Below are 26,046 nucleotides of genomic sequence, written 5' to 3'. Positions count from 1 at the left end.
GATTTTATTGCTCGGAAAGCGTGGCTTCAAGTAAGCCCTCTTTCTCAGTCTCTTTTGCTAACAAACTTTCATTTAACAAGTCTTTATTACGCTGCTTTAGTTCTGCCAACTTTTCATTAACGTCACTTGTAATAATAACTTTGTCTCCGTTCTCTAATAAACTATAAACCAGTTCAATGTCACGGTTTCTCAGACGCACACAACCATGAGTAGTGCGACTGCCAATTGAGTCAGGGTTAGAGGTTCCATGTAAAAACAGCGAGTTCCCAAAATGTAAGGCATGATTGCCCATGATTCCTCGCCAGCACCGCTCCCCTCTCGCTATTTTATCGGCAAATTCCACTTCCATTTTTTTAGGTATACACCATTTAATTCCATCGCTATCAAACAACTTAAACTCAACATTAAACTCACCCTCTGGCGTATAGTAACATTTACCGCCTTGGCTCTTTGGTAGGCACCTGTCATAACCGAGTGCAACGGGAGAAGTCATGATTGGTTTAATGTCTTGCATAGTTTGCTCATAAACCGTCACGTTAAAAGAAGACTTATCGATAATAACTAAACGTTGGGTATCAGCAGAACGTTTAATTTGCTTGGGCTGCGTTCTGTCTTGCAAACGCACTGGCTTTATTAACCAAACAGGCTCTGGTAATGGCTGCCATTTGTCTTCAGGAAAATGTCCGGTTACTTTCAAAGAGTCTTCATTTTCGAAAGCGCTGGTGAATGTTTTTCCCTTGTACCATTGACCAATAGCTTTACCTTGACGATCAAAAACCGTTGCATCTTCGAGCAATCGATAAGCTTTAGCTTTTTGCCTTTTAGCATTTAATAAAGTCTCTTCAGGAACATGAAATATCGTCGCAGGCGCGGAGGTCGTTTGTGGGTGCTGCTCTTCAATATTACTTGATACTTTTATATACCACATTGGAAAAATGGACTGCCACTCGCCTTCCGGAAAGTGTCCAGAGACTCGAACCCAAAGCGTGTCTTCCATGTTTGATGTAAATAAGGTGTGACTTGGCCAAGACTGAATCACCTCGCCATTGGGCTCATCATAAACGTCGACTTTTGCCGTTGTTAAATAGGTTTTTGCCGCCCAACTAGGTGCGACAAACAAGCCAAGAAATACAACCGTCATCCATAACGTTACTCTTTTTTTCATTACAAAAATTCCAATATTTGAGCGCCTTATGTTCTAATGAAGCAACGCACTTTTAAACATTCCAGGGTAATACCATGAAGAATAAAACACTTACCGCTATTTTGCTATCTCTAACGCTTGCCTCCGCACCAAGCTTGGCAAAGGACTTTTTTGTTGGCGAAATTTCCGGGCCAAGTATATTAAAAGAGTTTAAGTCTTTCGCTTCGCATAAAAATGATGTGACTTACAGTAAAGCTGATCTAGCCTCTCTTAGGGCTATTGCAGAACCAATAGAAGTAAAAGTGTTTTTTGGCGAGTGGTGTCACGACAGTGTAAGAGAAGTACCCCGTTTAATTTCGTTATTTGAGCAACTCAACAATAACAACATAAACGTTTGGTTTTATGGCCTAGATACCGCAAAGTCAGACCCTAGTGGCATAGCTCTGAAACATTCTATTAAAAAGACACCAACGGTTATCGTATATAAAAATGGCGTTGAGCTAGGCCGATTCCTTGAATTCCCAAAAACAGACTGGGCGAATGATATTGCGCAGTTGGCACTGAAAAAATAGACTAAACATGACCCATCCTGAAATAGATTGACTGACCCATCCTGAAATAGATTGACTGACCCGTCCTGAAATAGGTTGACACTTATTTCACATTAAAAAAGGAGCTCTAGATGAGCTCCTTTTTTTAATCCTTTTTATAAAAGGGCAACTTGTCTTTGGCATCTAGCCGGAAGCGTTGTTGCTCACTTCTATAACGAGCGCCTTATTCCGCTGAATCGTCCTGTTGCTCATTATTAGCAACCGGCTTCATGTGCGGGAACAAGATAACGTCTTTAATGGTTGGTGAATCTGTAAACAACATTACTAAACGGTCGATACCAATGCCTTCACCAGCTGTTGGCGGTAGACCATATTCAAGCGCTTGAATGTAGTCTTCGTCAAAGTGCATAGCTTCAATGTCACCAGCATCTTTTTCTTCAACTTGTTTCTTAAAGCGGTTTGCTTGGTCTTCAGCGTCATTTAACTCCGAGAAACCATTTGCAAGCTCACGCCCACCAACAAAGAATTCAAAACGGTCAGTAATAAACGCATTTTCATCATTACGACGAGCTAGTGGAGATACTTCCCACGGGTAGCCTGTAATAAACGTAGGTTGGTCTAATTGCTCTTCCGCTGTTGCTTCAAAGATTTCACAAAGGTATTTACCTGCACCCCAGATACCTTCTACTTCAGGCTCTTTAATGTGAAGTTTTTTAGCAATCACTTTTAGTGTGTCTAAGTTGTTTTCAGGATCTTTAATTGCAGCTGCCCATTCAGGGTTGTTTGCTGCTTCATCGTAATACTTAAGAACCGCATCAGACATGGTTAAGCGAGTAAACGGTTGTCCAAAGTCATATTCTTTAGTTTCAACAACGTTACCATCTGCATCTTTTACTGTGTTGATCACAACCGCTGTACCTAAGACATTATTAGCAACGGTGCGTAGCATTTCTTCCGTTAAGTCCATCAAGTCATTGTAATCCGCATACGCTTGATAAAATTCAATCATAGTGAATTCAGGATTATGACGAGTTGATAGGCCTTCGTTTCTGAAGTTACGGTTTATTTCGAATACACGTTCAAAACCGCCAACAACCAAGCGTTTTAAATACAGCTCAGGCGCTATACGAAGATACATGTCACGGCTCATTGCATTATGGTGTGTAATGAACGGACGAGCTGAAGCGCCACCAGGAATGACCTGTAGCATTGGCGTTTCTACTTCCATGAATTCACGCTCAGCTAAGAAACGACGAATACCTTCCACTACTTTTGAGCGGATCATGAATGTTTTACGAGTATCTTGGTTAGTGATCAAATCAACATAACGTTGACGATACTTAGCTTCTTGGTCTGTTAGGCCATGAAACTTCTCAGGCAATGGGCGAAGCGACTTTGTAAGTAGCTCATAGCTTTCCATATTTACATATAGATCACCTTTACCAGATTTATGTAATGCACCAGACACACCAATAATGTCACCAATGTCTAATACACCGTATTTTTCTTTTAAATCTTTCTGAACATTTTTGTCTGCATAAGCTTGAATGCGACCTTTCATGTCTTGTAATAACATGAACGGACCACGCTTAGCCATAATACGGCCAGCGATAGATACTTTTGTATCCATTTCAATTAGCTTTTCTTTTTCGAACTCACCAAACTCTTGTTGAAGATCGTCGCTATAATGTTCACGACGGAATTTGTTTGGATGTGCGTTAGCCGAGCAGTTTTCGCGGATGTTTTCTAACTTTGCACGACGCTCTGCAATGAGTTTGTTCGCGTCTTGAGTTTGTTCAGTCATTTATGTTCTCAATTACCGTAAAATGATTAATCTAATGATTTATGTACTGTTTATTTTTAGTGTAAGTCTGTTCTACTGTCTAATTAATATTTAACAGACTTATTAGCACGATTTATTAAAAGTCTTATAACCCTGCTTTCAAGCTTGCTTCAATAAATTTGTCCAAGCCGCCATCCAAGACTGCCTGCGTGTTACGACTTTCAACACCTGTTCTTAAATCTTTAATGCGTGAGTCGTCTAAAACGTATGAACGAATTTGACTACCCCAACCGATATCCGATTTATTGTCCTCAGCTGCTTGTTTTTGTTCGTTTTGCTTAAGCATTTCCAATTCATAAAGCTTGGCTTTTAACTGCTTCATAGCTTGGTCTTTGTTTTTATGCTGTGAACGTTCGTTCTGACACTGCACTACTGTATTGGTTGGCAAGTGAGTAATACGAACCGCTGAGTCGGTGGTATTAACGTGCTGACCACCAGCACCTGACGCCCGGTAAGTATCTATTTTCAAATCTGACGTATTGATATCAATATCAATGTTGTCATCCACTTCAGGATATACAAAGGCTGAAGCAAAAGACGTATGGCGACGAGAGTTTGAGTCAAATGGCGACTTACGAACTAAACGGTGAACACCAGTTTCCGTTCTTGCCCAACCAAAGGCATATTCACCACTAATACGAATAGTTGCGCCTTTAATACCAGCAACATCACCATCGGTCACTTCAATAAGTTCTGTCTTAAAACCTTTAGCTTCACACCAACGTAAATACATACGAAGTAAAATATTACACCAGTCTTGCGCTTCTGTGCCGCCAGAGCCAGCTTGTAAATCGATATAAGCGTCATTACCGTCGAGCTCACCGGAAAACATACGACGAAACTCTAATAGTTCTAATTTACTCGCTAAATCGTTTAACTCCGACTGCGCTTCTTCAAACGTTTCTTCATCTTCAGCTTCTTGTGCCAGTTCAATTAAACCATCAACGTCTTCACAACCTTGGTCAAGCTCGTCAATGGTTTTAACAATGGCTTCTAACATTGAACGTTCTTTACCTAACGCTTGAGCTTTAGCAGGATCGTTCCACACATTTGGATCTTCTAATTCACCACTAACTTCTTCTAGCTGCTCTTTTTTGGCAGCGTAGTCAAAGGTACCCCCGAAGGACTTCAGTACGTTCACGGATATCAGCTAATTGGTTTAGAACCGGATTGATCTCAAACATGGATTTAATAATAACCTTTAAATTAAAAACGACTCAGAAATTTGCGCCGAAGTGTAACAATATTAGTGTATCTACTCAAATACTGCTTTGCTTTATGCAATGCAATAATGCTTTTATTTTTCAGCTTCAATAAGCTTCAGTATAGGCTCATTTGCATCGGGAAATGTTAAAGCTAAAAGCTCATCTTTACTGAACCAATTCACCAATTGGCCTTCTTTCCCAGCGGGCTCACCATTGAAGCGCTCAACCAGTTGAAAATATAACTGCACGCGCTTTTCAGGGTAATCAAATTCTAACTCATGATAGCGAGTTTGGGCTGTAGCTGTGATTCCCAATTCTTCTTTTAGCTCTCGCACCAAAGCTTGTTCAACGCTCTCATCGGATTCAATTTTACCACCGGGAAACTCCCACTTTCCGCCCTGATGCAAATGTTCTAGACGTTTACTTAATAGATATTTCCCATTAATTTGAATAATAGCGGCTGCAACTCTTATCGCTCGCTTATTATCAGACATGTTTGTTTGTGTCATAACCGCCTACTACGTTACCTAATAATCTTTAATAGAATCTATATAACAAAAAAGGCGAGCTCTGCTCACCTTTTTTAATATCACCAAGCTAGTTGAGCGCTAGCTTAACTTACCGTGACATTGTTTATATTTCTTACCTGAACCACATGGACAAGGATCGTTACGACCAACCTTGACGCGGTTACTAACACTAACCTCTGTTTTTTGCTCATCTGCTAACTGGTTAGTTGACTCATGTTGATATTCCCTTTCTGCAGCTTCAGCCTTACGACGTTGCTCTTCAACAGCTTCAACATCCTCTTCAGCTTTAACTTGAACTCGACATAAAATTTTAATCACTTCAATTTTAAGTTGCTCTAGCATATTGCTGAATAACTCAAAAGATTCACGCTTGTATTCTTGTTTCGGGTTTTTCTGTGCATAACCACGTAAATGAATACCCTGGCGAAGATGATCCATTGCCGCCAAGTGCTCTTTCCAATGCTGGTCTAATGTTTGTAACATTACAGCTTTTTCGAAATGACGAATCACTTCTGGACCAACGTGTTGTTCTTTTTCTAGATACATCGCATCAATTTCTTCGCTCACTCTTTGTTTAAGCGTTTCTTCATGCAAGCTCTTGTCTTCATCTAGCCATTTACGAACAGGCATTTCGACACCAAAATCAGCAGATAATTGCTCTTCTAGCGCTTCCAATGACCACATTTCCTCTAGAGAATGAGGTGGAATATGTGTATCTAAAACCGTAGCAACAACATCTCGGCGAATACTCTCAATAACTTCGCCAATATCACCATCGTCTAATAACTCGTCGCGCTGTGAGTAAATAACTTTACGCTGATCATTCGCAACATCATCATATTCTAATAACTGTTTACGGATATCAAAGTTACGTGCTTCAACTTTACGTTGAGCATTTTCGATAGCTTTGTTTACCCAAGGATGCTCTATTGCCTCACCCTCTTCCATACCCAGTTTACGCATCATGCCAGTGACACGCTCAGAGGCAAACAAGCGCATTAATGTGTCTTCCATCGATAGGTAAAAACGCGATGAACCTGCATCACCTTGACGACCAGAACGACCACGCAACTGATTATCTATACGACGAGATTCGTGACGCTCAGTACCAATAATATGTAAACCACCGGCTTTAATTACGTCATCATGACGCTTTTTCCATTCCGATCTAATGTGCTCTACTTGTTGTTCCGTTGGGTTTTTAAGACGCGCAACTTCTGCATTCCAGTTTCCACCTAACACGATATCGGTACCACGACCGGCCATGTTAGTTGCAATAGTTACTGAGCCTGAGCGACCAGCATCTTCAACAATCTGTGCTTCTTTTTCATGTTGCTTAGCATTTAGAACCGAGTGTTTAATTTTATCTTTTTTCAATAACTGCGAAAGTAATTCAGAAGATTCTATTGAAACGGTACCGACTAGGACAGGTTGGCCACGCTCTTGACAATCTTTAATATCTTTAATGATTGCTCGGTACTTTTCTAACTGCGTAAGATAAACCAAGTCCGTCATGTCGTTACGGATCATAGGTTTGTTAGTAGGAATTACTACCGTGTCTAGCCCGTAGATTTGTTGAAATTCAAATGCTTCGGTATCGGCAGTACCTGTCATACCTGACAATTTGTCATACATACGGAAGAAATTTTGGAATGTAATAGAAGCTAATGTTTGGTTTTCATTTTGAATACGAACGCCTTCCTTTGCTTCTACGGCCTGATGTAAACCTTCAGACCAACGACGCCCTTCCATTGTGCGGCCAGTATGTTCATCGATGATAATAACTTCGTCGTCTTTAACAATATAATCAACATCTTTTTGATACATGATGTGCGCACGAAGTGCCGCATAAACGTTATGCAGCAAAGGGATGTTAACAGCACTGAATAAAGAGTCTGTCTCTGCAATTACGCCTGCTTCTTGTAAAATTTGCTCAACGCGAATTTGCCCGCGCTCAGTTAAATAAACTTGTTTGCCTTTTTCATCGGCAGTGTAGTCGCCATCACCCTCAACGCCCTCTTCATCGTCTTTTTCCTGACGTTCCAACAGTGGCACAATTTTATTTATTTCGATGTATATTTCAGAATTATCTTCGGCTGGACCAGATATAATCAAAGGCGTACGTGCTTCATCAATTAGAATGGAGTCGACTTCATCGATCAGTGCAAAGTTTAGTGCTTTTTGAACTCGTTCCTCAGCGCTAAATGCCATATTGTCGCGCAAGTAATCAAAACCAAATTCATTGTTCGTGCCATAGGTAATATCGGCTTGATATGCCTGCTTTTTCTCTTCATGGCTCATGCCAGGAACGTTACAACCAACGCTCATGCCTAAGAATTCAAAAAGAGGACGATTATACTCAGCATCACGACGGGCTAAGTAGTCGTTTACAGTGATAACATGCACACCTTTGCCTGTTAAGGCATTTAGATAAGCCGGTAAGGTTGCCGTTAATGTTTTACCTTCACCAGTACGCATTTCTGCAATACTGCCAGAGTTTAACACCATGCCACCAATCATTTGCACGTCAAAGTGACGCATTTCGAACACACGTTTACTTGCTGCACGAACTGTGGCGAAGGCTTCTGGAAGAATATCGTCTAGCGTTTCATTCGCCTCTAAACGAGCGCGGAACTCGACCGTTTTTGCTTTAAGCTCAGCATCCGAGAGACTCTCAAATTGTGGCTCTAAAGCATTAATCGCATCGACGATTTTGTTTAATTGTTTTAGCGTACGTTGATTTCGGCTACCGAATAATTTTGTTAATAGTGAAGAGATCATATTTTTCAGCTTTACTTCTGACTGTTCTTATAATGAAAACAATCGGCTAAAGGCCGACTGTTTAGTTCCTGTACAACTAGATAGACACCAATCCTGGCTTTATATTTCACTAGTTCGCTTTTCGGTAAACATAAGGCAATGGATCAATTTGTTTACCACGTTTTAACACTTCATAATGCACATGGGGACCCGTGGAGCGCCCCGTGCTACCCATCTTACCGATGGCTTGGCCTTTTGTGACTATGTCACCAACATCAACTAATAGAGACTTATTGTGTCCATATCGAGTGACCACGCCATCACCGTGATCAATTTCCACCAAGTTTCCATAACCGAAGCGACTATCTGCCCACGTTACCACGCCTGCCCCTGTCGCGACAACAGGTGCGTCTTCATCTCCGGCAAAATCTAAGCCTTTGTGCATAGCAGGCATGCTAGTAAATGGGTCTTTTCGGACCCCATAGTAGGAAGATAACCATCCTGACTTTATAGGTCGGCCCGATACAAAAATTTCTTCTTCTATATGGGTATTCATTAATATAGATTCAAGTACTGCCATTCTTCTTTCTTGGCCATCAAGCTTTTGCAGCATTCCTTCCATTTCAGCGAACAAGTCATCCACATTAGAAACTACATCGCCAGCTGTCTCTGTACTAGGCCCACCAATACTTGAATCTAAATCAAAGTTAAACTCTTCGGCGGGAATATTAGCTTGGGATGCAACCCGACTGGCGACTGCATCTAGGCGATTAACTTGGCCTTTAATTTCGCCTAACTTTAGGGTTAATGCGCTTAGTTGATGTTCGGCTTGACGTTTTAAATCAATGATTTGGAGCTTTTCGTCACTGTATTCTTTTTGCGCTAATATCAGTTGTTCGCGAACGTGATTGGTATCGCTGTTCTCAACAACCGCATAGCTGACGAACCAAATGGCAGCAACAAGGAAACCAACTGCGATAGGCAGCCATTGAGCTTTAGGCATTTTAACCTTAAAGCTAACGTTCTTTCCTTTGTAAATAAGTGTTAAACTCATTAAATACTACCTAGTCTATATGGATTAAATGTTGTGAAATCACCAAAATCATTAAATGATTTAATGTCACGCGATAAAGCAAGCGCGAATTTAGTGAACTACCAACAAAAAACGAGCAATTTTCGAGCCATTCAAAAGCTACTTGTTTCTATTTTAGGCGACAATATCGCTCAAAACATTATTGTTAGCAACTTTAAAAACTCTATATTGTACCTTGAAACCCCGTCTGCGACGATCGCAACAGCGTTTAAAATGCATCAGTCGAACATTCTCTCGCACGTTAGACGTAAAATCAATCCAGCAACCGTTACTGTCGAGATGAAGGTCAGTCCTCGTTCAACGATGTTAAACCCGTTAAAAAAGTCCAATAATTCAGAAATAGTTGCACCACCAACACGCCAAAAGTCGACGTTAATTCCTGACGAAGTTGCTAATTCAATACAGTCGATAGCTCAGTCGAGCGATGACAAACTAAAACAATCTTTAGAGCGTTTAATGCTACACAGAAAAAATAAATAACAAACTTTCGTTATTTATTAGCTCAAAACCCAACTTTGCGATTCTTCTTTTAGTTGCTCTAGTTCATCTAGTAGTTCAAATAACTCAGGCTCTAATGCCTTTATTTTTCGCAACGCTTTTAAGTTTATTTCAATTTGCTCAGTTAATGACTTTATTTTTGGTATTCCAGTATAACAACACGCGCCGTGAAACTTATGGATAGCCTTTATTACCTGCTCAGCATCATCCTCTGCCATTCCTTGATTTATTGACTCAATTGTTGCGGGAATACTCTTGAGCAATAAGTCCAACATTTGAATTGCTAAGTCTCTTTTGCCTGCTGCTCTTTGTAAAGCCATTGGCCAGTCTATATGATGGTAGCCCGCAAAATCTGGAGCCGAGCCGCCTTTCAAAACGGCCTCCTGCGCTACCACTTGGTTATTTGATACCTTATAACCATTGCCGGCAAACTCAATCAAAATCTGTTTAAGAACAGACTCATCTATCGGTTTCGCTAAGTAATCATCAAAGCCGCAGTCTGACATTGTTTCTTGTTCTTCAGACGTTGCATGAGCAGTGACTGATATAATAGGTGTTGTCTCGTTGATTGATGATGCTCTTATTTCTTTACAAGCCGTGACACCATCCATAATGGGCATTTGTACATCCATAAATATCAAGTCGTAACTATGCTTTTTAGCCATATTAACAGCTTCAAGACCATCATATGCAGTGTCAGCCACTACCGCCATTTCCGTTAGCAACGTCGTTAATAGCTTTAAATTTGACTTGTTATCGTCCACAGCTAATACCTTTAAACCACTAAAGGATATTGTTTTTATTTGCTCTTCTTGTTCGGCTACTTGATATGGACTTTTTAATGCCTCAATGAGTTTCTTGTGGTTGATTGGTTTACTAATACAGGCTATTGCACCAGAGCCAATTAACGCTTCTTTTAGATTAGGTGAAATACTGCCTATCATAGCTATTGTATTTCTGCATGATGCTGTTGCTTCTGATACAAGTTGCTGCAAGAGACCAATTGTACTTGGCGATACATTCCTAGAGATCAAAACCAAGTCAAAGTCTTGTTTCAGCTTTTCGGTAAACTCAGCTTGGCTTTCGCACGTTGTAATTTGCAAATTAGTATAATCTGCTAGTAGGTTATTTATATCGGTGAGTGATTGGTTATTGTTGTCAAAGATGAGCAAGCGTTTGTCGGTTAATACATCGGTAATAATAGGCTCTGCAACTTCGACACTATTCTCTTTTACGACAATATCGAAATAGAAACTACTACCGTGATCTTTTTCACTTTTAACACTGATTTTACCCCCCATAGCTTCAATTAACTTTTTACAAATATTGAGACCAAGTCCGGTGCCACCAAAACGTCGCGTAACTGAGCTATCGGCTTGACCAAAAGCAGAAAACAACTTTTGAATTACATCTTTTTCAATGCCAATACCTGTATCTGAAACGATAAACTTTATTTTATGACCCTGTTCATCGCCACCTTTGTATTGCACATCTAAACGAATAAAGCCCTGATGCGTAAATTTTAGAGCGTTACCCATTAAATTAAGAATGATTTGCTTGAGGCGATCAGGATCACCTCTTAGCGAGTCGGGTGTAGAGGAGTCGATGCCGAGATGAACATCGATTCCTCTATCAAAAATAGTCGGAGCCATTAAAGTCATCACTTCATTAACCGTATCTCTCAATGAAAAAGGAATCGTCTCCAGTTCCATTTTGCCAACATCTAATTTTGAGAAATCTAAAATATCATTAATAATTCTCAGTAGATTTTTTGCGGAAGACTCTATCGTTTCTAAAAAGTCATTTTGGTTGTCATTTAGAGGTGTTTTTTTCAGCTGTCTTGTAAAGCCTAATACGCCATTAAGCGGGGTTCTTAGTTCATGTGACATATTCGCTAAAAATTGGGACTTAACATCATTCGCTGCTTGAGCATCTTTTCTTGCAATACTCAGCTCAACGTTTTGTATTTCTAACAGCTCTACCGTTTGATGTAACTCTTGAGTGTGCTCGCTAATATTATGTTCGGCTTGCTCATTGGCTAAATGAATTTTTTTCCCAAGTGTATTAATTCCCTCGCGTAGTACATCTAACTCAGCCAAATACTTGTCAGTTATTCGTAACTTAGTGTTACCCGCCGCTATTTTTTTTATCGATTTGTTAATCCTTTCAATCGGGTTAACTAGCTTCTTGATAAACATTTGCGCAACGGCAAAACTAATAAATAAAGCCACAACTAACACACTTACCATTAACAATAGTGACGACTGCTGTTGTAGTAACACTTTATTACGACTTAGCTCAACGACTAGATACCCGTAGAGAGCACGATTATCACCATTGATTACAAGTAAATTCGAAGGTTTAATATTTTCTCCCCATATTGGAGAGCGGATATAAACGATATCACCGACTCGTTGCACGCTACTCACTGCTGGAACAGCTTTACCGGCTGGCAATTTAGTTTCGTTAATTCCGGCATGTTCATTAGTTGATAAAAAGACTTGATGGTCAGGGGAAAATACCGTGATGTTTTTAACCGCTGGACTGCCACGTCGATGCGCTAAATCTAATGATTTTGCTAGGAAGTCAACATCATTTTGTTGAATAGACTTGGCTGTTAACATGGCTAGAGGTTCAGCTAAAGAAAGTCCTCGCTCTATTAAAACGTTTTCCAATTCCATATGACGTTTGTAAATTAAAATGCCACCAAGTAGCAAACTAATTAGCAATGTTGGAAATATAATAACGACAAACGCCCAATGACGCATGGAAAGCTGAGATTTCATGAGGTTTTTTCGAGTATAATAAAAGCCAATTGATATTCATCTAAAATAACTCAAAGCGGGTGCACAAACAATGGCGAAATTTTTTAAGCCTACAAAACAACTTAAGTCTAGAAAACACGCATCGGCGGCGAAACAATTAAGTCACTTCGTTGGTGTTGTTGAAAAATACGATCTAAACCTAAAAGCGATCGTGTCTAATCCTCACAATAAAGTTGCGTTTGTTTCAGGTTTGTTAAAAGGTGAAAAAGCCAAAATAAAGCCAACTAGCTATACCGACAAAGTATTACAAGGCGATATAGTCGAAATTATTGAACCTAGCGCCCAAAGAATAAAACCCAATTGTCCACACTTTGGTACATGTGGTGGCTGTCAGCTACAGTATCTGTCAAACGACAATCAAGTGGTGGAAAAACAAGCCGCTCTTAAGCAATTATTAGAAATGCAATTAGGGCCGTTGCAAGCAGAATGGCAAGAACCCATTAATAGCTTACCGTGGGGATACCGAAGAACAGCTCGATTGGCCTTATGGTGGACAACAAAGAGCAAACTTACTCTTGGGTTTAGAGAGTCTAAATCAAAACATATTGTTAATATCGATTCATGTCCAATACTGACGCCTAATTTAGAAAATATAGCGTTGACCATTAAACCTACTTTATTAAAACTTGAAAATGGTCGTCATTTAACCCATTTGCAACTTTTTGATTTAAATAGTTATCAATGTGTCATTTTAAGGGCGACTGATGTTCTTTCCTTAGCCGATCAAAAAGAACTAATTGCGTTTGCAGAAGGGTTAAATGTCCACCTGTTAATTGAATATAACGACAATCGTTTTGATGTTTTAAGAAGCCATAAAGACGCAAATCAAGCGCAGTTACACTACAACACGGATAATTTAAAATTTGAGTTTTCCGCAAAAGACTTTATACAAGTTAATCAATCGGTAAACGATAAAATGATCCAACAAGCGATGACTTGGTTAAACCCTTCTGAAAATGACGTCATACTCGACTTATTTAGTGGTGTTGGTAATTTCACTTTACCATTAGCTAAACGTTGCAAACAGGTCATTGGGGTAGAGGGAGTAAATGACATGGTTAACCAACTCAAGCATAATGCTAAGCTAAATGGTTTAAATAATATCGAAGCCTATCAGGCTGACCTTTCAGTTTTTGATGAAAAACGACCTCCTCAATGGTTAAAGCCAATTGATAAATTGTTACTTGATCCAGCAAGAGATGGCGCATTAGCCGTAATGCACACGATACCGAAAATAAAACCAAAACAAATTTTATATATCTCTTGTAATCCCGCTACTATGGTAAGAGACTTAAAAGTGCTTATTGCTGCCGAATATCAGTTGAAAAAAGTCGGTATTCTTAATATGTTCCCCAACACAGCTCATATGGAAGCTATGGTGTTATTAGAAAAGTGAAGTAAGGAAAGAATGTGGTTTCAGTAACTCGAGTTCATAACCTAGAAAAAGTATTAGCCAGCCATGATATCCATGAGTGGCTGACGAACACGGGTTTAGAACCACATACGGTTGACGTCATTGATAAAGGTGTAACTTGGCTTTTATCTGAACAGCAGTCTCCAAAACCCAGCAAAGTTCATGATATCGATTTCGTGCGCCAAGGTTTGCAAATTGTAGAAATCATGCTTGAACTAAGTATGGACGATGAAAGTCTCGTCGCAGCAATGATATATCCGTATTACGGACCGCAAGCTACGGATAAAAAGCTTAAAGAAAAAATCACTAATCAATTTGGCAGCTCAACACTATCTTTACTCGATGCAGTGCGAAAGATGGCTAATTTGGGATTATTGTCTTCACGTGTAAAACACTCGGCTGCGCAAGCAGAAAAAATCAGACGAATGTTAACGGCCATGGTTGAAGATGTGCGCGCCGTTGTTATCAAACTAAGTCAACAAGTAGTCTATTTAAGAGACATAAAAAACGGCGATGAAGAAACACGAGTTTTAGCTGCAAAAGAAACCCAAACTATATTTGCTCCACTAGCAAACCGATTAGGTATCGGGCAATTAAAATGGGAATTAGAAGACTACTCTTTCCGCTACTTGCAACCGAGCGTTTATAAAAATATTGCTTCGAATTTGGAAGAAAAACGCGCAGACCGCCAACAGTATCTAGAAGACTTTGTTTCAACCTTATCGAATAAGATGCGTGAAATAGGCGTTGAAGCTGAAGTGTATGGGCGACCTAAGCACATTTATAGCATCTATAAAAAAATGCAAAAGAAAGACTACGACTTTTCACAACTTTTCGACATAAGAGCCGTTAGGGTAACAACTCAAAAGCTTCAAGATTGTTACGGTGCATTAGGTGTTATTCACACAAATTGGCGTCATATCCCCTCTGAATTTGATGACTACGTGGCGACACCAAAACCTAATGGGTATCAATCTATTCATACCGTCATTATTGGCCCGCAGGGCAAGCCCATCGAAATTCAAATTCGTACCCAAGAAATGCATGAAGAAGCGGAACTCGGTGTTGCAGCCCATTGGCAGTATAAAGAGAGCGATAGTAAAAACAAAAACGTTAAAATGTCGAGCTACGAAGAAAAGATAGCCTGGTTACGTAAACTTCTTCAGTGGCAAGAGGAGATGGCCGACACCAATGATTTTGCTGAAGAGCTCCATAACCAAGTAGTTGAAGATAGAGTATATGTATTTACTCCTGACGGTGATGTTGTCGATTTACCAAGTGGCTCTACACCATTAGACTTCGCCTATTATGTTCACACTAATGTCGGTCATCGCTGTATAGGTGCAAAAGTATTTAACCGCATTGTTCCGTTTACTTACCAATTAAAAACCGGTGATCAAATCGAAATTATCACAGGTAAGGAGCCAAACCCGAAACGAGATTGGCTGAACCCAAACCTAGATTATGTCCATTCATCTAGAGCTCGCGCTAAAATTCAAACTTGGTTTAAGCAACAAGACAAAGACAAAAATATTATCGAAGGAAAACAAATGGTAGAGCATGAACTCAACCGTTTGGATATTCCTTGGAGCGAGACTTCACATGCAGTGGAGCGCTTCAATATGAATTCTATCGACGACCTATTGGCGGCAATTGGCGCCGGTGATGTTCGCTTATATCAAGTCATTAACTTTATTGAGTCTAAAGCAACGAATCAGCCGAAACCTGAAATTGATCCTCGGTTAATTCAAAAACCACGCAAGAAGTCTAAAAAGAATCAAAATGGCGTTGTGTTACAAGGTGTTGGCAATCTTATGAACCAACTTGCTGGCTGTTGTAATCCAATAATGGGTGACGATATCGTTGGCTATATTACGCAAGGCCGCGGTGTTGTTATTCATAGAGCTGATTGTGACCAATTTAAAGTTGTTATGGATGAACATCCCGAAAGATATATTGAAGCTAGCTGGGCAGAGCAATACTCGGGTGGTTTTGTTGCAAACGTTAAAATCTTTGCCAACGACAGAAGTGGATTATTGCGAGACATCACTACGATTTTAGCGAATGATAAAATAAACGTTTTAGGTATGACGACGGATTCTGATGTTAACAACCAAGTTGTTACTATGGGTTTAAAATTAGAAGTTTATAACCTTAGTGCATTTAATCGCGTGTTAGACAAAATCAGTCAAGTTGATGAAGTATTAAAGGTTAAAAGAGTTTAAATGAATTTTCAGCAAAAGCTTTCACTGTTAAACGAACAAACAGGAATTAACAAACTTCTTACGATTATGTCAATGCTACGCGATCCCGAACAGGGGTGTCCTTGGGACTTAAAACAAACTTTTAAGTCTATTGTGCCGCACACGTTAGAAGAAGCTTATGAGGTGGCTGAAGCCATAGAGCAAGAAGATTTTGAAGAGCTACCCAAAGAATTGGGCGACCTGTTATTTCAGGTGGTCTTTTATGCTCAACTCGGGAAAGAAGAAGATAAATTCGACTTTGATAGTATTGCTCAAACTATGTCTGAAAAACTAATTCGTCGTCACCCTCATGTATTTGGTGTTTTAACAAATGAGCAACTTGACGATTCTCAGATTAAGTACAATTGGGAACAGATAAAGTCGCAAGAACGAAGTGAAAAATCCGGTCAAGCATTTACCTCTATTCTCGAAGATATTCCGGCAGCACTACCTGCATTAAATAGAGCTCAAAAAATACAAAAGCGTGCTGCTCATGTGGGTTTTGATTGGCCTGATGTTCTGGGTGCTTTGGATAAAGTAGAAGAAGAAATTGCCGAGCTTAAAGCTGAATTAAAAAGCGGGCAAGCTCACCAAAATAACAAAGAACGTATAGCTGATGAGTTGGGTGACCTTTACTTTGCACTTACTAATGTGAGTCGACACTTAGGTTTAAACGCCGAGCAAGTAACACGACAAGCAAATGACAAGTTTTCCCGACGATTTAAATCGGTTGAAGTATTGGCTAACCAAAAAGAGCAAAGTCTTAAAGCGTTGTCACTGGAAGAAATGGAATGCCTTTGGCAACAAGTAAAAGCTAACGAAAGTTAAACTTTTTCTAAAAATTACCTTTACTAGGTAATTAATTGATGCTTTTTTTATTTTTAACGCTATTCTTAAAGCTCAACGTTTAAAAAAAATGTATCGATGACTTTAAATTTTAATACTAATAAAAACAACCAGCTCCCCTCATTTTCCAATGACCTAGAAAGCATTTACCGGTTGACCTTTGATAATCTAGCTACTGGATTAGCGATTACAGACTTAAATGGCAAATTTATAAAAATAAATCGACGGTTGTGTGAGGTACTTGGCTACACGCAATCCGAACTTTTAGATCTGAACTTTAGTGATCTGGCTATGCCTGAGGACATTAAAGAATGTCTATCTTGGTCTAAATCTATTTTATCTGGCAAATCAAACGCTGACTTTACTCGCATCAAAAGGTATCGTCATAAGCTAGGCCATCTCATCTGGGCTAAGCTGACAGCCTCCTTAGTAAAAGACGAACAAAATAATCCAAGTTTTTTTATCTACTCACTCCAAGACATTGTTGAGCTCAAAGACACCGAAGAAGCGCTTGATATCGCCTTAGTAAAACTTCGCAATGCTTATGCTGAGCTTGATCGTTTATCGTCACTGGACTTGCTCAGCGGTGCCCAGAAATATGAAGCGACTAAAGAGCAGATTTTATTTTCCATACAGGAATATAAACGACATAAAACACTGGCCACTCTGGTTGTTACGAACATTGATGGCTTAAAACATATAAACAAAGAACATGGCAAAATATTTGGTGATAGAGCGCTTCGTGCGGTAGCAACCCGTTTAATGGATGAAGCCAGGAACAATGACTCAGTTTGTCGTTATTTTGAGGATGAGTTCATCATTGTATTGCCAAATACCAACTTTAGACAGGCACTAGATTATTTTCAAAGAATAAGCGATAGAGTTGAGTTTAGGCTAGAGAATGGTGATATGAAAAAAGTCGACGTATCTATTGGTGCGAGCCAGATTTCAGACCAAATAAACACAGTAAATGATTGGATAACAGAAGCTAAATCTTTAATGTTTGAGCAAAAGCTAAATAAAAAAACCAGCTAAATAACTATCCTAATTTGAACAATTACTTGCTGGTTATTTAATATCTAAAATTAAGTAAACAATTCGCTCTCAATATATAAATAAAGAAAGCGAGCATTGTTAGATAGCTTTAATTTCTGTTAGTTGCAACTCAAGCTTATCTAGGCTTTGTTGATAGTCAGCCAATTTAGCTTGTTCTTTTTCAAGCACTTCTTGTGGTGCGTTATCAACGAACTTTTGATTCGATAATTTACCAGTCACTCGCTTTAACTCACCTTTGGTTTTTTCAATGGCTTTTGTTAATCGTGCAATTTCAGCTTCTTTATCAATTAAGCCGGCCATAGGAATAAGTACATCCATTGCGCCAACTAAGCCACTCGCTGATGCTGGGGCTTTTTCACCTTCAGCTAACACGCTAATATCTTCCAGTTTTGCTAATGCAATTAAGAAGGCTTTATTTTCATCTAAGCGATCCATATCTTGCTCAGAAGCGTTGCGTAGAATCACAGAAATAGGCTTGTTTGGAGATAAGTCCATTTCGCCACGGATATTACGAATAACTAAAATAAACTGCTTTAGCCACTCTACGTCAGCTAGCGCTTTTTCATCAACACGACTTGCTTCATATTGAGGGAATGCACTTAACATTATGCTGTCTGCTTTATTCGCACCTAATGCCGTTAACGGAACAACTCGTTGCCAAATTGTTTCTGTAATAAATGGCATGATTGGATGCATTAATCGCAGTAGAGCCTCAAGAACATCAACTAGCGTTTTGCGTGTCGCTTTTTGCTGCGCCGGTGTGCCTTTAAAGATTACTGGTTTTGTTAACTCTAAATACCAGTCACAGAATTGATTCCATGTGAATTCATACATAGCGCTTGATGCAAGATCGAAGCGGTAGGCATCTAAATGTCCTCGAACCGTTTCAATCGTTTGTTGTAGCTGGCTTTGAATCCAACGATCCGCTAGTGAATACTCTAGTTCAGTACTATCAGAAGCTAGGTCGCGTCCACAATCATGTTCTTCTGTATTCATTAATACATAACGACTTGCATTCCAAAGCTTGTTACAAAAATTTCGGTAACCCTCTAGACGTTTCATATCCCAACTAATATCACGTCCAGTAGAAGCAAGCGCTGACAACGTGAAACGAAGCGCATCAGTTCCGCTTGATGTCATTCCTTCAGGGAACTGTTTACGAGTGCTTTTCTCAATTTTTGCAGCTAACTGAGGCTGCATCATGTTACCTGTTCGTTTTTCTACTAACGTTTCTAACTCTATACCGTCAATGATATCAAGTGGGTCGATAACATTACCTTTAGACTTAGACATTTTATCGCCGTTTTCGTCTCGGATAAGGCCTGTAACGTAAACTGTCTTAAATGGTACTTGTGGTTTACCGTCTTCGTCTTTAATGAAATGCATGGTCATCATGATCATTCTGGCGACCCAGAAGAAAATAATGTCAAAACCAGTTACTAACACATCTGTTGGGTGAAATTTCTTCAAATCTTCAAGATTATCTGGCCAGCCCATTGTAGAGAAAGTCCAAAGTGCAGAAGAAAACCATGTATCTAGTACATCGTCATCTTGGCGAAGCGTTACATCATCTGCAAGTTTGTGCTCTTTACGAACTTCGGCCTCGCTTGAACCTACGTATACTTTACCTTCATTGTCGTACCAAGCTGGGATACGGTGACCCCACCAAAGTTGGCGAGAAATACACCAATCTTGTAAGTCACGCATCCACGCGAAGTACATGTTTTCATATTGCTTAGGAACAAACTCAATATCACCATTTTGTACAGCTTCAGTGGCAACTTTTGCCATAGACTCAACACGAACATACCACTGATCTGTTAACATTGGTTCTATAACCACACCGCCACGGTCACCATAAGGGACTGTTAAATCATGTTCTTTAACTTCGTCTAATAAACCTAACTCATCCATTGCGGCAACAATTGCTTTTCGAGCAGCAAAGCGCTCTAAACCTTGAAAATCAGCCGGGATATCGGTGCCATAAACATCACTTTCTTCGCCATTAGTATTAAATACTTGGGCTGCTTTACGGATATGACCAGTGAAGTCTAAAACATTGATCATTGGCAATTGGTTTCGTTTGCCAACCTCATAGTCATTAAAGTCGTGTGCTGGCGTTATTTTTACACAGCCCGTACCTTTTTCCATGTCTGCATGTTCGTCGCCAACAATTGGAATTTCACGATTTACGAACGGCAGTAATATTGATTGGCCGATTAACGACTTATAACGCTCATCTTCTGGATTTACCGCTACGGCGGTATCACCTAAAAGTGTCTCAGGGCGGGTAGTTGCTACCACTAGATAGTCTTTGCCGTCCGCGGTTTTTTGTCCGTTCGCCAGTGGATAACGGAAATGCCACATGTGGCCTTTTTTATCTTTGTTCTCTACTTCTAAGTCTGAAATAGCAGTTTGTAATTTTGGATCCCAATTAACAAGACGCTTGCCGCGGTAGATAAGATCATCGTTGTATAAATCAACAAATACTTTTTCTACTGCTTTTGACAAACCAGGGTCCATAGTAAAACGTTCACGTTCCCAATCGACTGAATTACCGAGACGACGCATTTGTTTGGTAATATTACCGCCAGACTCACCTTTCCATTCCCAAACTTTGTCGATGAAGGCATCTCGACCCATTTCGGTACGAGTTGGTTGGTTTTCAGCAGCTAATTTACGCTCAACAACCATCTGTGTAGCGATACCAGCGTGATCTGTGCCCACCTGCCATAAAGTGTTAAAACCATCCATACGTTTGTATCGGGTTAACGCATCCATAATTGTATGTTGGAACGCATGCCCCATATGCAAGCTACCAGTGACGTTCGGCGGTGGAATTACGATACTGTAACTGTCACCTTCGCCACTTGGCTTAAAATAACCTTTATCTTCCCATTCTTTGTATAGGGATTGTTCGATGTCACTAGGATTATAGGTTTTATCCATTTTGATAATAGCCTTGAATTTATTTGAGTCGTTTAAACGATTGAGTCTGGAATTGGCGTGGTTGTAATATTAAAACCCGCTTGTTTAAGAATTTTGTAGCGTTCACGAGCGGCTGCTTTGCCTGCATCATCCATTGGCACGAAGTCATGCCATTCAGTTATCCCTTTCAACTGCTGGTAATAGTCAGGAATGTGCTCGTTGGTATTCACAAAACATTGACGGCGCTGCGTACTCGGCTGCCAGTTTATTTCTACTGGTGTACCATAATGCGGGCCTTCACCCGGCAAATTATGTGGAATAAATCGGTCCGCTTGAAACTGCCATAACCATTCATCTAATTGATGTGCGTGGTCTTGGTCTTTTGCACCTAACAATACTTTTTTGTGTTGCCTGTATAAATCAGCCGTTAGAACACAAGCGTAATGCCAATGTGGAATTACATCTTTGGCATCATCTGTTTTTGGCAATGTATGCTGTTCGGATAATAACCAAAAAATTACATTCATAACGACTCGACTTAATTTACTTTAAAATAGCGATTGAGCTTATTGCTCAACCGCGATACCCGCACGGTTCATCAAGAACTGTGTAAGCATTGGAACTGGACGTCCGGTTGCACCTTTATTTGGTCCACCGCTAACCCAAGCAGTGCCGGCAATGTCTAAATGAGCCCAATTGTATTTTTTTGTAAATCGAGCTAAAAAGCATGCCGCGGTAATAGTGCCAGCATCTCGACCACCTAAGTTAGAAAAGTCTGCAAATGGACTCTCTAACTGGTCTTGATACTCGTCCCACAATGGCAAGCGCCATGCACGGTCACCAGACTGTTCTGAAGCATTTAGTAATTCATGCGCTAACGGATTATGACTACTTAATAGGCCAGTTGCATGTTTACCAAGAGCAATTACGCAAGCACCCGTTAATGTGGCGACATCAATAACTAACTCTGGATTATAACGTTCAACATAAGTTAACGCGTCACAAAGCACTAAACGCCCTTCTGCATCGGTATTTAACACTTCAACTGTTTTTCCTGACATTGTAGTTAATACGTCGCCTGGTCGGTAAGCATTTGAGCTTGGCATGTTTTCACATCCCGCTAAAATACCGATAACATTTAATGGCAAATCTAGCTCAGCTAGAGAGCGCATTGCACCTAGAACACCGGCAGCTCCACCCATGTCATATTTCATTTCGTCCATTTGCGCCGATGGTTTAATCGAAATACCACCTGAATCAAATGTGAGGCCTTTACCAATCAATACAATTGGCGCATCGCCTTCTTTACCACCTTTGTAATCTATAATGGTCATAATAGATTCATTGTCACTACCACGCCCAACGGCTAAGTATGAATTCATACCTAGCTCAGCCATTTCTTTCTCACCTACCGTTGATACAGAAACCTTTGGGTATTCTTCTAACGTTTTGCCTTGCTCAGCCAAGTACGCAGGATTACAAATATTTGGTGGCATGTTAGCGACATCGCGGCACAACTTAGCGCCATTAGAAATTGCTAAACTATGTTCGATTGCCGACTCGCCTAATGCTAACTCTCGACGAGTTGGTACGTTAAATACTAATTTTCTTAATGGACGACGAGCTTCATCTTTTTTACTCTTCAGCTGATTAAAGCTGTATAGACTATGCATCGTTGCTTCAACAGCTTGTCTAACTTTCCAATAGGTATCTCTACCTTTAACATGCATTTCTGTTAAAAAACAAACCGATTCCATAGACCCGGTTTCATTTAAGGTATCGATTGTCTTTTTAATGATCTGACGATACTGACGCTCGTTAAGCTCTCGCTCTTTACCACAACCAACTAACAATACACGTTCACTTAATACATTAGGTACGTGATGTAATAATAAAACTTGGCCCGGTTTACCTTCGAGGTCTCCGCGACGTAATAAATTGCTAATGTATCCTTCGCTGATTTGATCTAATTGTTCCGCTACCGGAGAAAGTCGACGAGGCTCATATACACCTACAACAATGCATGCACTGCGTTGTTTCTCGGGACTGCCGCTTTTTACACTAAATTCCATGATCTCTCCAAAATATAAGTAAATAAAAGTAATCTACTTAAATTTAAAATTTTTATCGGTCTTTCACTGATTTACCATTATAATCAAGCCTTGCACGATTTTTTAAGTCTAGAAATGGCTTGTGGTCCGATTGTTATAGCATGAGTTTACTCTGCTATGAAAAAGTTTTCTTACTAAAATAAGAAGTTTACTCAAAAATCGGTATTATTCCAGTAAAAGTACAAGTTTTATAAGGTTTATGGGTGATAATTTTACGTTATTTAACCGCTGAAATATTTAAGTCTCAGTTCGCGGTTTTTATTGTTCTTATGAGTATTTTCATGAGCCAAACTTTCGTTCGTATTTTGGCTGATGCAACGGAAGGCAAAATTCCGGGTTATCTAGTGGCGTCTATTATTGGTTTACGCTTTCCGCAACTTGCCGCCATTATTCTTCCACTTAGTGTTTTCTTAGGCGTTATGTTGGCCTATGGCCGATTATATGCCGATCAAGAAATGAGCGTATTAAAGGCATGCGGTGTATCTGAATGGTACGTCGCCCGCGTCGCCCTTTTATTTGCCACTGTAATGGCAATTATCGGCGGTTCAATCACATTGTATTTCTCACCTATCTCTGCTGAATACGAATACCAAGTCCGCGAAAACGCTGCCGCAGAAGGGGTGTTATCAACGTTAACCGCTGGACGTTTTCATAAAGCGGGTAAAGGCGACTCCGTTGTATTTGTGCAAGAAATTGAACGACGTAATTCTGAAATGAAAAAAGTATTTGTCGCACAGGCCAATGAAGATGGTGTTGAAAGCGTTGTGTTTGCACAAACTGGTCGGCTTCAAGATTTACCAAGTGGTCAACAAGATCTTATTTTGTCTGCTGGGCACAGATATAACTTTAATGAAAATTCAGATTTACAACGTCTTAATTTTTCTCAATATCAAATTCTAATGGAAGAGCAGGCTGTAGAACGAAGAAGTCGAAATTTAGCAGCACAATCGACACTAGAACTTTTAAATTCTAACGAGGTAGAATCTCAAGCTGAATTTCAGTGGCGATTAGCGATTCCACTTACTATTCCTATTCTAGCGCTCATTGCAGTACCACTTAGCTCTGTTAATCCTCGCCAAGGCAGATTCGGAAAAATCCTACCCGGTTTAGTCATTTTCTTTAGCTATTACATACTCTTACTGTTAGCTAAATCAGCGTTAGAAGATGGTAAAATACCCCTATCTGTTGGCTTGTGGTGGATACATATTATTGGACTATGTACCGCAGCTATGATGCTAATGAAGGACCGCTCAAGTGGCGGTAAACTTCGCCAAATTTGGCTTTCGACTAAATCTAAAAAATCAGCCTCAAGTAAGGACAGTGTTTAATGTTTGGCATGACGATTATTGAAAAATATGTGGGCCGAACGGTGATGAGCTCAATCGTAGTGACCTTAGGAATTTTAGTTGGTATCAGCACCTTATTTAGATTCATTGAGCAGCTCAAGTACATTGGCCGAGCCGACTTTACAGCGGTTACAGCTGCCCTTTACGCGTTATTCTTAATTCCTCAGGATCTTGAAGCCTTTTTCCCTATGGCCGCCATGATTGGCGGTTTAGTTGGTCTTGGAGCGCTTGCATCAAGCTCAGAACTCGTTGTTATGCAAGCAGTTGGCTTATCTAAAGCGAATGTAGTTGGGGCCGTTTTAAAAACTAGTACAGTGCTTATTTTAGCGATGATGATATTTTCTGAATGGGGCGTGCCAGCTTCAGTAAAAACAGCAAACGAATTAAAAACTCAAGCAATCAGTGGTGGCGATATTTATGCTGCTGATGAGGGAATTTGGGCAAAAGAAGCTGACACTTTCGTTAACATAAAAGAAGTCACTGAAACAGGAGAGCTGCTGGGTGTATCTGTCTTTAACTTTGATGATGACTTAAAGTTAACTCGACAACTGAAAGCAGATCTTGGTACATTCGAAAATGGTCAGTGGTTGCTTACAAATGTCATAATCAAAGAATGGAAAGAACGTAATGTCGTTTCATCACATCAGGCTCAATTCCCGTGGCCAACGGACTTGGCACCAGACAAACTTGGTATTGTGTCGGTTAAACCTGAGAGAATGGCATTATCTGAGTTAACGGATTATTTAAATTATTTAAATAAAAATGGACAGAACGCTAGCCGCTATGAGTTAGCTTTTTGGCGTAAGGTAATTCAGCCGTTTAACGTCGCCGTCATGCTGTTACTTGCACTATCATTTATTTTTGGTCCTCTTCGATCTGTAACCATGGGGGCACGAATTATTTTAGGCATACTTACCGGATTTTCATTTTTCTTGGTGGACAGAGTATTCGGCTCATTAGCATTAGTATATGAACTTCCTACTGCACTTGGCGCATTTGCACCAACCTTAGTATTCTGTTTAATATCGATTCATTTGTTAACTAAAAAGCAGAAATAAGCACTGACATATCAACGCTAAGGTTCGTTTGGATCTTCAATACCGCGAAGATAAATCTGCTTGTTTTGCTCTTTGGTTAACACGATCATTTCGGTTTGAGTAAGCTTATCTTGCAGGGATAACTTGTTCTTTGGGTTAAATATCAAAAAGATATTTCCTAGACCTAACAAAGAGAGAGCTGCTCTTTTAAACGCCCTAGACAACTCGACCGGCTTACCATCAATGCGCTGTAATTTCAGGCGCCATGCTCTCATCCCAATAGTTTGCCCGCCATCATGCCAGAACCACGCGTAAAATAACCAAATCCAACAAACCAGCTCCACTTGAAACCAAATTTGATCGTTTAAATATGAAGAAGGATCGGAGTAATTAGTAAGATCGAACAATCCGAAGTCCGCGCCGTAAGAGACTGCAATTAAATTAATAATAGTCACTAGCATCGACAGTGCTATAACTGCTAACCAGTCATAAACCATGGCTGCGATCCTTTTAAAAAAACCGGCTCGGTTATTTGAAGTTGCTTTTTTTGAGTCAGTTTGAGAAGCGCTCGTTGAAGAGTCGGTCATAACACTTTCTTTTTCTTTATTAGTTTTAA

19 protein-coding genes are annotated in these 26,046 nt (G+C 39.9%); 8 read left to right on the top strand and 11 right to left on the bottom strand.

Annotation, left to right across the window (positions count from 1 at the left end):
• Window positions 1-4: 4 nt before the first annotated feature.
• A complete protein-coding gene (locus ACZ1GV_RS02545; protein WP_472675106.1) occupies window positions 5-1,165 on the bottom strand; it encodes a L,D-transpeptidase in 1,161 nt (386 codons plus the stop codon).
• Window positions 1,166-1,239: 74 nt separating this feature from the next.
• Here ACZ1GV_RS02545 and ACZ1GV_RS02540 point away from each other — a divergent pair, with 74 nt between their 5' ends.
• Window positions 1,240-1,716 (top strand): thioredoxin family protein, encoded by a 477-nt coding sequence (locus tag ACZ1GV_RS02540; protein WP_472675105.1) that lies wholly within the window; start codon window positions 1,240-1,242, stop codon window positions 1,714-1,716.
• 202 nt (window positions 1,717-1,918) lie between these two features.
• On the opposite strand, the gene lysS is transcribed toward ACZ1GV_RS02540, so the two are convergent.
• From lysS to ACZ1GV_RS02515, 5 genes are all read right to left on the bottom strand, one after another.
• The gene (lysS, locus tag ACZ1GV_RS02535) at window positions 1,919-3,499 is read right to left on the bottom strand and encodes a lysine--tRNA ligase (protein WP_472675104.1); all 1,581 of its coding nucleotides are present in this window, start codon (window positions 3,497-3,499) and stop codon (window positions 1,919-1,921) included.
• A 124-nt stretch (window positions 3,500-3,623) separates the two neighbouring features.
• Window positions 3,624-4,722, bottom strand: a protein-coding gene (gene prfB, locus ACZ1GV_RS02530) for a peptide chain release factor 2 (protein ID WP_472675103.1) whose coding sequence is annotated in 2 segments (ribosomal slippage) — window positions 3,624-4,646 and window positions 4,648-4,722 — 1,098 coding nt in all. Because the reading frame shifts where the segments join, the coding sequence is not laid out codon by codon here.
• Window positions 4,723-4,835: 113 nt separating this feature from the next.
• A complete protein-coding gene (mutT, locus tag ACZ1GV_RS02525; protein ID WP_472675102.1) occupies window positions 4,836-5,252 on the bottom strand; it encodes an 8-oxo-dGTP diphosphatase MutT in 417 nt (138 codons plus the stop codon).
• A 99-nt stretch (window positions 5,253-5,351) separates the two neighbouring features.
• On the bottom strand, window positions 5,352-8,054 hold the full coding sequence (gene secA / locus ACZ1GV_RS02520; protein ID WP_472675101.1) for a preprotein translocase subunit SecA: 2,703 nt from the start codon (window positions 8,052-8,054) through the stop codon (window positions 5,352-5,354).
• Between the two features lie 109 nt (window positions 8,055-8,163).
• Complete coding sequence (locus tag ACZ1GV_RS02515; protein WP_210560135.1) at window positions 8,164-9,087, bottom strand: M23 family metallopeptidase; 924 nt, start codon at window positions 9,085-9,087, stop codon at window positions 8,164-8,166.
• 33 nt (window positions 9,088-9,120) lie between these two features.
• On the opposite strand from ACZ1GV_RS02515, the gene ACZ1GV_RS02510 reads away from it, so the two are divergent.
• Window positions 9,121-9,606 (top strand): DciA family protein, encoded by a 486-nt coding sequence (locus ACZ1GV_RS02510; protein ID WP_472675100.1) that lies wholly within the window; start codon window positions 9,121-9,123, stop codon window positions 9,604-9,606.
• A gap of 17 nt (window positions 9,607-9,623) precedes the next feature.
• Here the strand turns inward: ACZ1GV_RS02510 and barA are convergent, their stop codons facing one another.
• Window positions 9,624-12,410 carry a two-component sensor histidine kinase BarA gene (barA, locus tag ACZ1GV_RS02505; RefSeq protein ID WP_472675099.1) on the bottom strand — a complete coding sequence of 929 codons (2,787 nt, stop codon included), beginning with the start codon at window positions 12,408-12,410 and terminating at the stop codon, window positions 9,624-9,626.
• Between the two features lie 70 nt (window positions 12,411-12,480).
• Between barA and rlmD the strand changes: the two genes are divergently transcribed.
• The 4 genes from rlmD to ACZ1GV_RS02485 all read left to right on the top strand — a co-directional run bounded on the left by rlmD (window position 12,481) and on the right by ACZ1GV_RS02485 (window position 17,987).
• Window positions 12,481-13,845: a 23S rRNA (uracil(1939)-C(5))-methyltransferase RlmD gene (rlmD, locus tag ACZ1GV_RS02500; RefSeq protein WP_472675098.1), complete on the top strand. Its 1,365-nt coding sequence runs from the start codon at window positions 12,481-12,483 to the stop codon at window positions 13,843-13,845.
• Window positions 13,846-13,859: 14 nt separating this feature from the next.
• A complete protein-coding gene (gene relA / locus ACZ1GV_RS02495) occupies window positions 13,860-16,088 on the top strand; it encodes a GTP diphosphokinase (protein ID WP_472675097.1) in 2,229 nt (742 codons plus the stop codon).
• Complete coding sequence (gene mazG, locus ACZ1GV_RS02490) at window positions 16,089-16,934, top strand: nucleoside triphosphate pyrophosphohydrolase (RefSeq protein WP_472675096.1); 846 nt, start codon at window positions 16,089-16,091, stop codon at window positions 16,932-16,934.
• A 96-nt stretch (window positions 16,935-17,030) separates the two neighbouring features.
• Entirely contained in the window at window positions 17,031-17,987 is a 957-nt protein-coding gene (locus ACZ1GV_RS02485) for a GGDEF domain-containing protein (protein ID WP_210560141.1), read from the top strand.
• 99 nt (window positions 17,988-18,086) lie between these two features.
• Here ACZ1GV_RS02485 and ACZ1GV_RS02480 read toward each other — a convergent pair whose 3' ends face one another.
• From ACZ1GV_RS02480 to pepA, 3 genes are read right to left on the bottom strand one after another with little or no spacing between them, the layout of a single operon-like run.
• Window positions 18,087-20,957, bottom strand: a complete 2,871-nt coding sequence (locus ACZ1GV_RS02480; protein WP_472675095.1) for a valine--tRNA ligase — start codon at window positions 20,955-20,957, stop codon at window positions 18,087-18,089.
• A 32-nt stretch (window positions 20,958-20,989) separates the two neighbouring features.
• Complete coding sequence (locus ACZ1GV_RS02475) at window positions 20,990-21,463, bottom strand: DNA polymerase III subunit chi (RefSeq protein WP_472675094.1); 474 nt, start codon at window positions 21,461-21,463, stop codon at window positions 20,990-20,992.
• 39 nt (window positions 21,464-21,502) lie between these two features.
• Window positions 21,503-23,008, bottom strand: coding sequence for a leucyl aminopeptidase (gene pepA / locus ACZ1GV_RS02470; RefSeq protein WP_472675093.1), 1,506 nt, complete (start codon window positions 23,006-23,008; stop codon window positions 21,503-21,505).
• A 242-nt stretch (window positions 23,009-23,250) separates the two neighbouring features.
• Between pepA and lptF the strand changes: the two genes are divergently transcribed.
• Window positions 23,251-24,375, top strand: coding sequence for an LPS export ABC transporter permease LptF (lptF, locus tag ACZ1GV_RS02465; protein WP_472675092.1), 1,125 nt, complete (start codon window positions 23,251-23,253; stop codon window positions 24,373-24,375).
• Window positions 24,375-25,451: an LPS export ABC transporter permease LptG gene (lptG, locus tag ACZ1GV_RS02460; protein ID WP_472675091.1), complete on the top strand. Its 1,077-nt coding sequence runs from the start codon at window positions 24,375-24,377 to the stop codon at window positions 25,449-25,451. Before lptF ends, lptG begins: the two co-directional genes overlap by 1 nt.
• A 17-nt stretch (window positions 25,452-25,468) precedes the next feature.
• Here lptG and ACZ1GV_RS02455 read toward each other — a convergent pair whose 3' ends face one another.
• Complete coding sequence (locus tag ACZ1GV_RS02455; RefSeq protein WP_472675090.1) at window positions 25,469-26,017, bottom strand: RDD family protein; 549 nt, start codon at window positions 26,015-26,017, stop codon at window positions 25,469-25,471.
• Window positions 26,018-26,046: the final 29 nt, after the last annotated feature.

The organism is Psychrosphaera sp. HA2-10, from assembly GCF_055693745.1.
The sequence above is the reverse complement of the archived record's forward strand: the minus strand, read 5'-3'. Positions and strand labels throughout refer to the sequence as shown.

Bases quoted from the DNA above. Each gene is read 5' to 3' on its own strand.
- ACZ1GV_RS02545 (WP_472675106.1), bottom strand. From the start codon at position 1,165: ATGAAAAAAAGAGTAACGTTATGGATGACGGTTGTATTTCTTGGCTTG.
- ACZ1GV_RS02540 (WP_472675105.1), top strand. From the start codon at position 1,240: ATGAAGAATAAAACACTTACCGCTATTTTGCTATCTCTAACGCTTGCC.
- lysS (WP_472675104.1), bottom strand. From the start codon at position 3,499: ATGACTGAACAAACTCAAGACGCGAACAAACTCATTGCAGAGCGTCGT.
- mutT (WP_472675102.1), bottom strand. From the start codon at position 5,252: ATGACACAAACAAACATGTCTGATAATAAGCGAGCGATAAGAGTTGCA.
- secA (WP_472675101.1), bottom strand. From the start codon at position 8,054: ATGATCTCTTCACTATTAACAAAATTATTCGGTAGCCGAAATCAACGT.
- ACZ1GV_RS02515 (WP_210560135.1), bottom strand. From the start codon at position 9,087: ATGAGTTTAACACTTATTTACAAAGGAAAGAACGTTAGCTTTAAGGTT.
- barA (WP_472675099.1), bottom strand. From the start codon at position 12,410: ATGAAATCTCAGCTTTCCATGCGTCATTGGGCGTTTGTCGTTATTATA.
- rlmD (WP_472675098.1), top strand. From the start codon at position 12,481: ATGGCGAAATTTTTTAAGCCTACAAAACAACTTAAGTCTAGAAAACAC.
- mazG (WP_472675096.1), top strand. From the start codon at position 16,089: ATGAATTTTCAGCAAAAGCTTTCACTGTTAAACGAACAAACAGGAATT.
- ACZ1GV_RS02485 (WP_210560141.1), top strand. From the start codon at position 17,031: ATGACTTTAAATTTTAATACTAATAAAAACAACCAGCTCCCCTCATTT.
- ACZ1GV_RS02480 (WP_472675095.1), bottom strand. From the start codon at position 20,957: ATGGATAAAACCTATAATCCTAGTGACATCGAACAATCCCTATACAAA.
- ACZ1GV_RS02475 (WP_472675094.1), bottom strand. From the start codon at position 21,463: ATGAATGTAATTTTTTGGTTATTATCCGAACAGCATACATTGCCAAAA.
- pepA (WP_472675093.1), bottom strand. From the start codon at position 23,008: ATGGAATTTAGTGTAAAAAGCGGCAGTCCCGAGAAACAACGCAGTGCA.
- lptG (WP_472675091.1), top strand. From the start codon at position 24,375: ATGTTTGGCATGACGATTATTGAAAAATATGTGGGCCGAACGGTGATG.
- ACZ1GV_RS02455 (WP_472675090.1), bottom strand. From the start codon at position 26,017: ATGACCGACTCTTCAACGAGCGCTTCTCAAACTGACTCAAAAAAAGCA.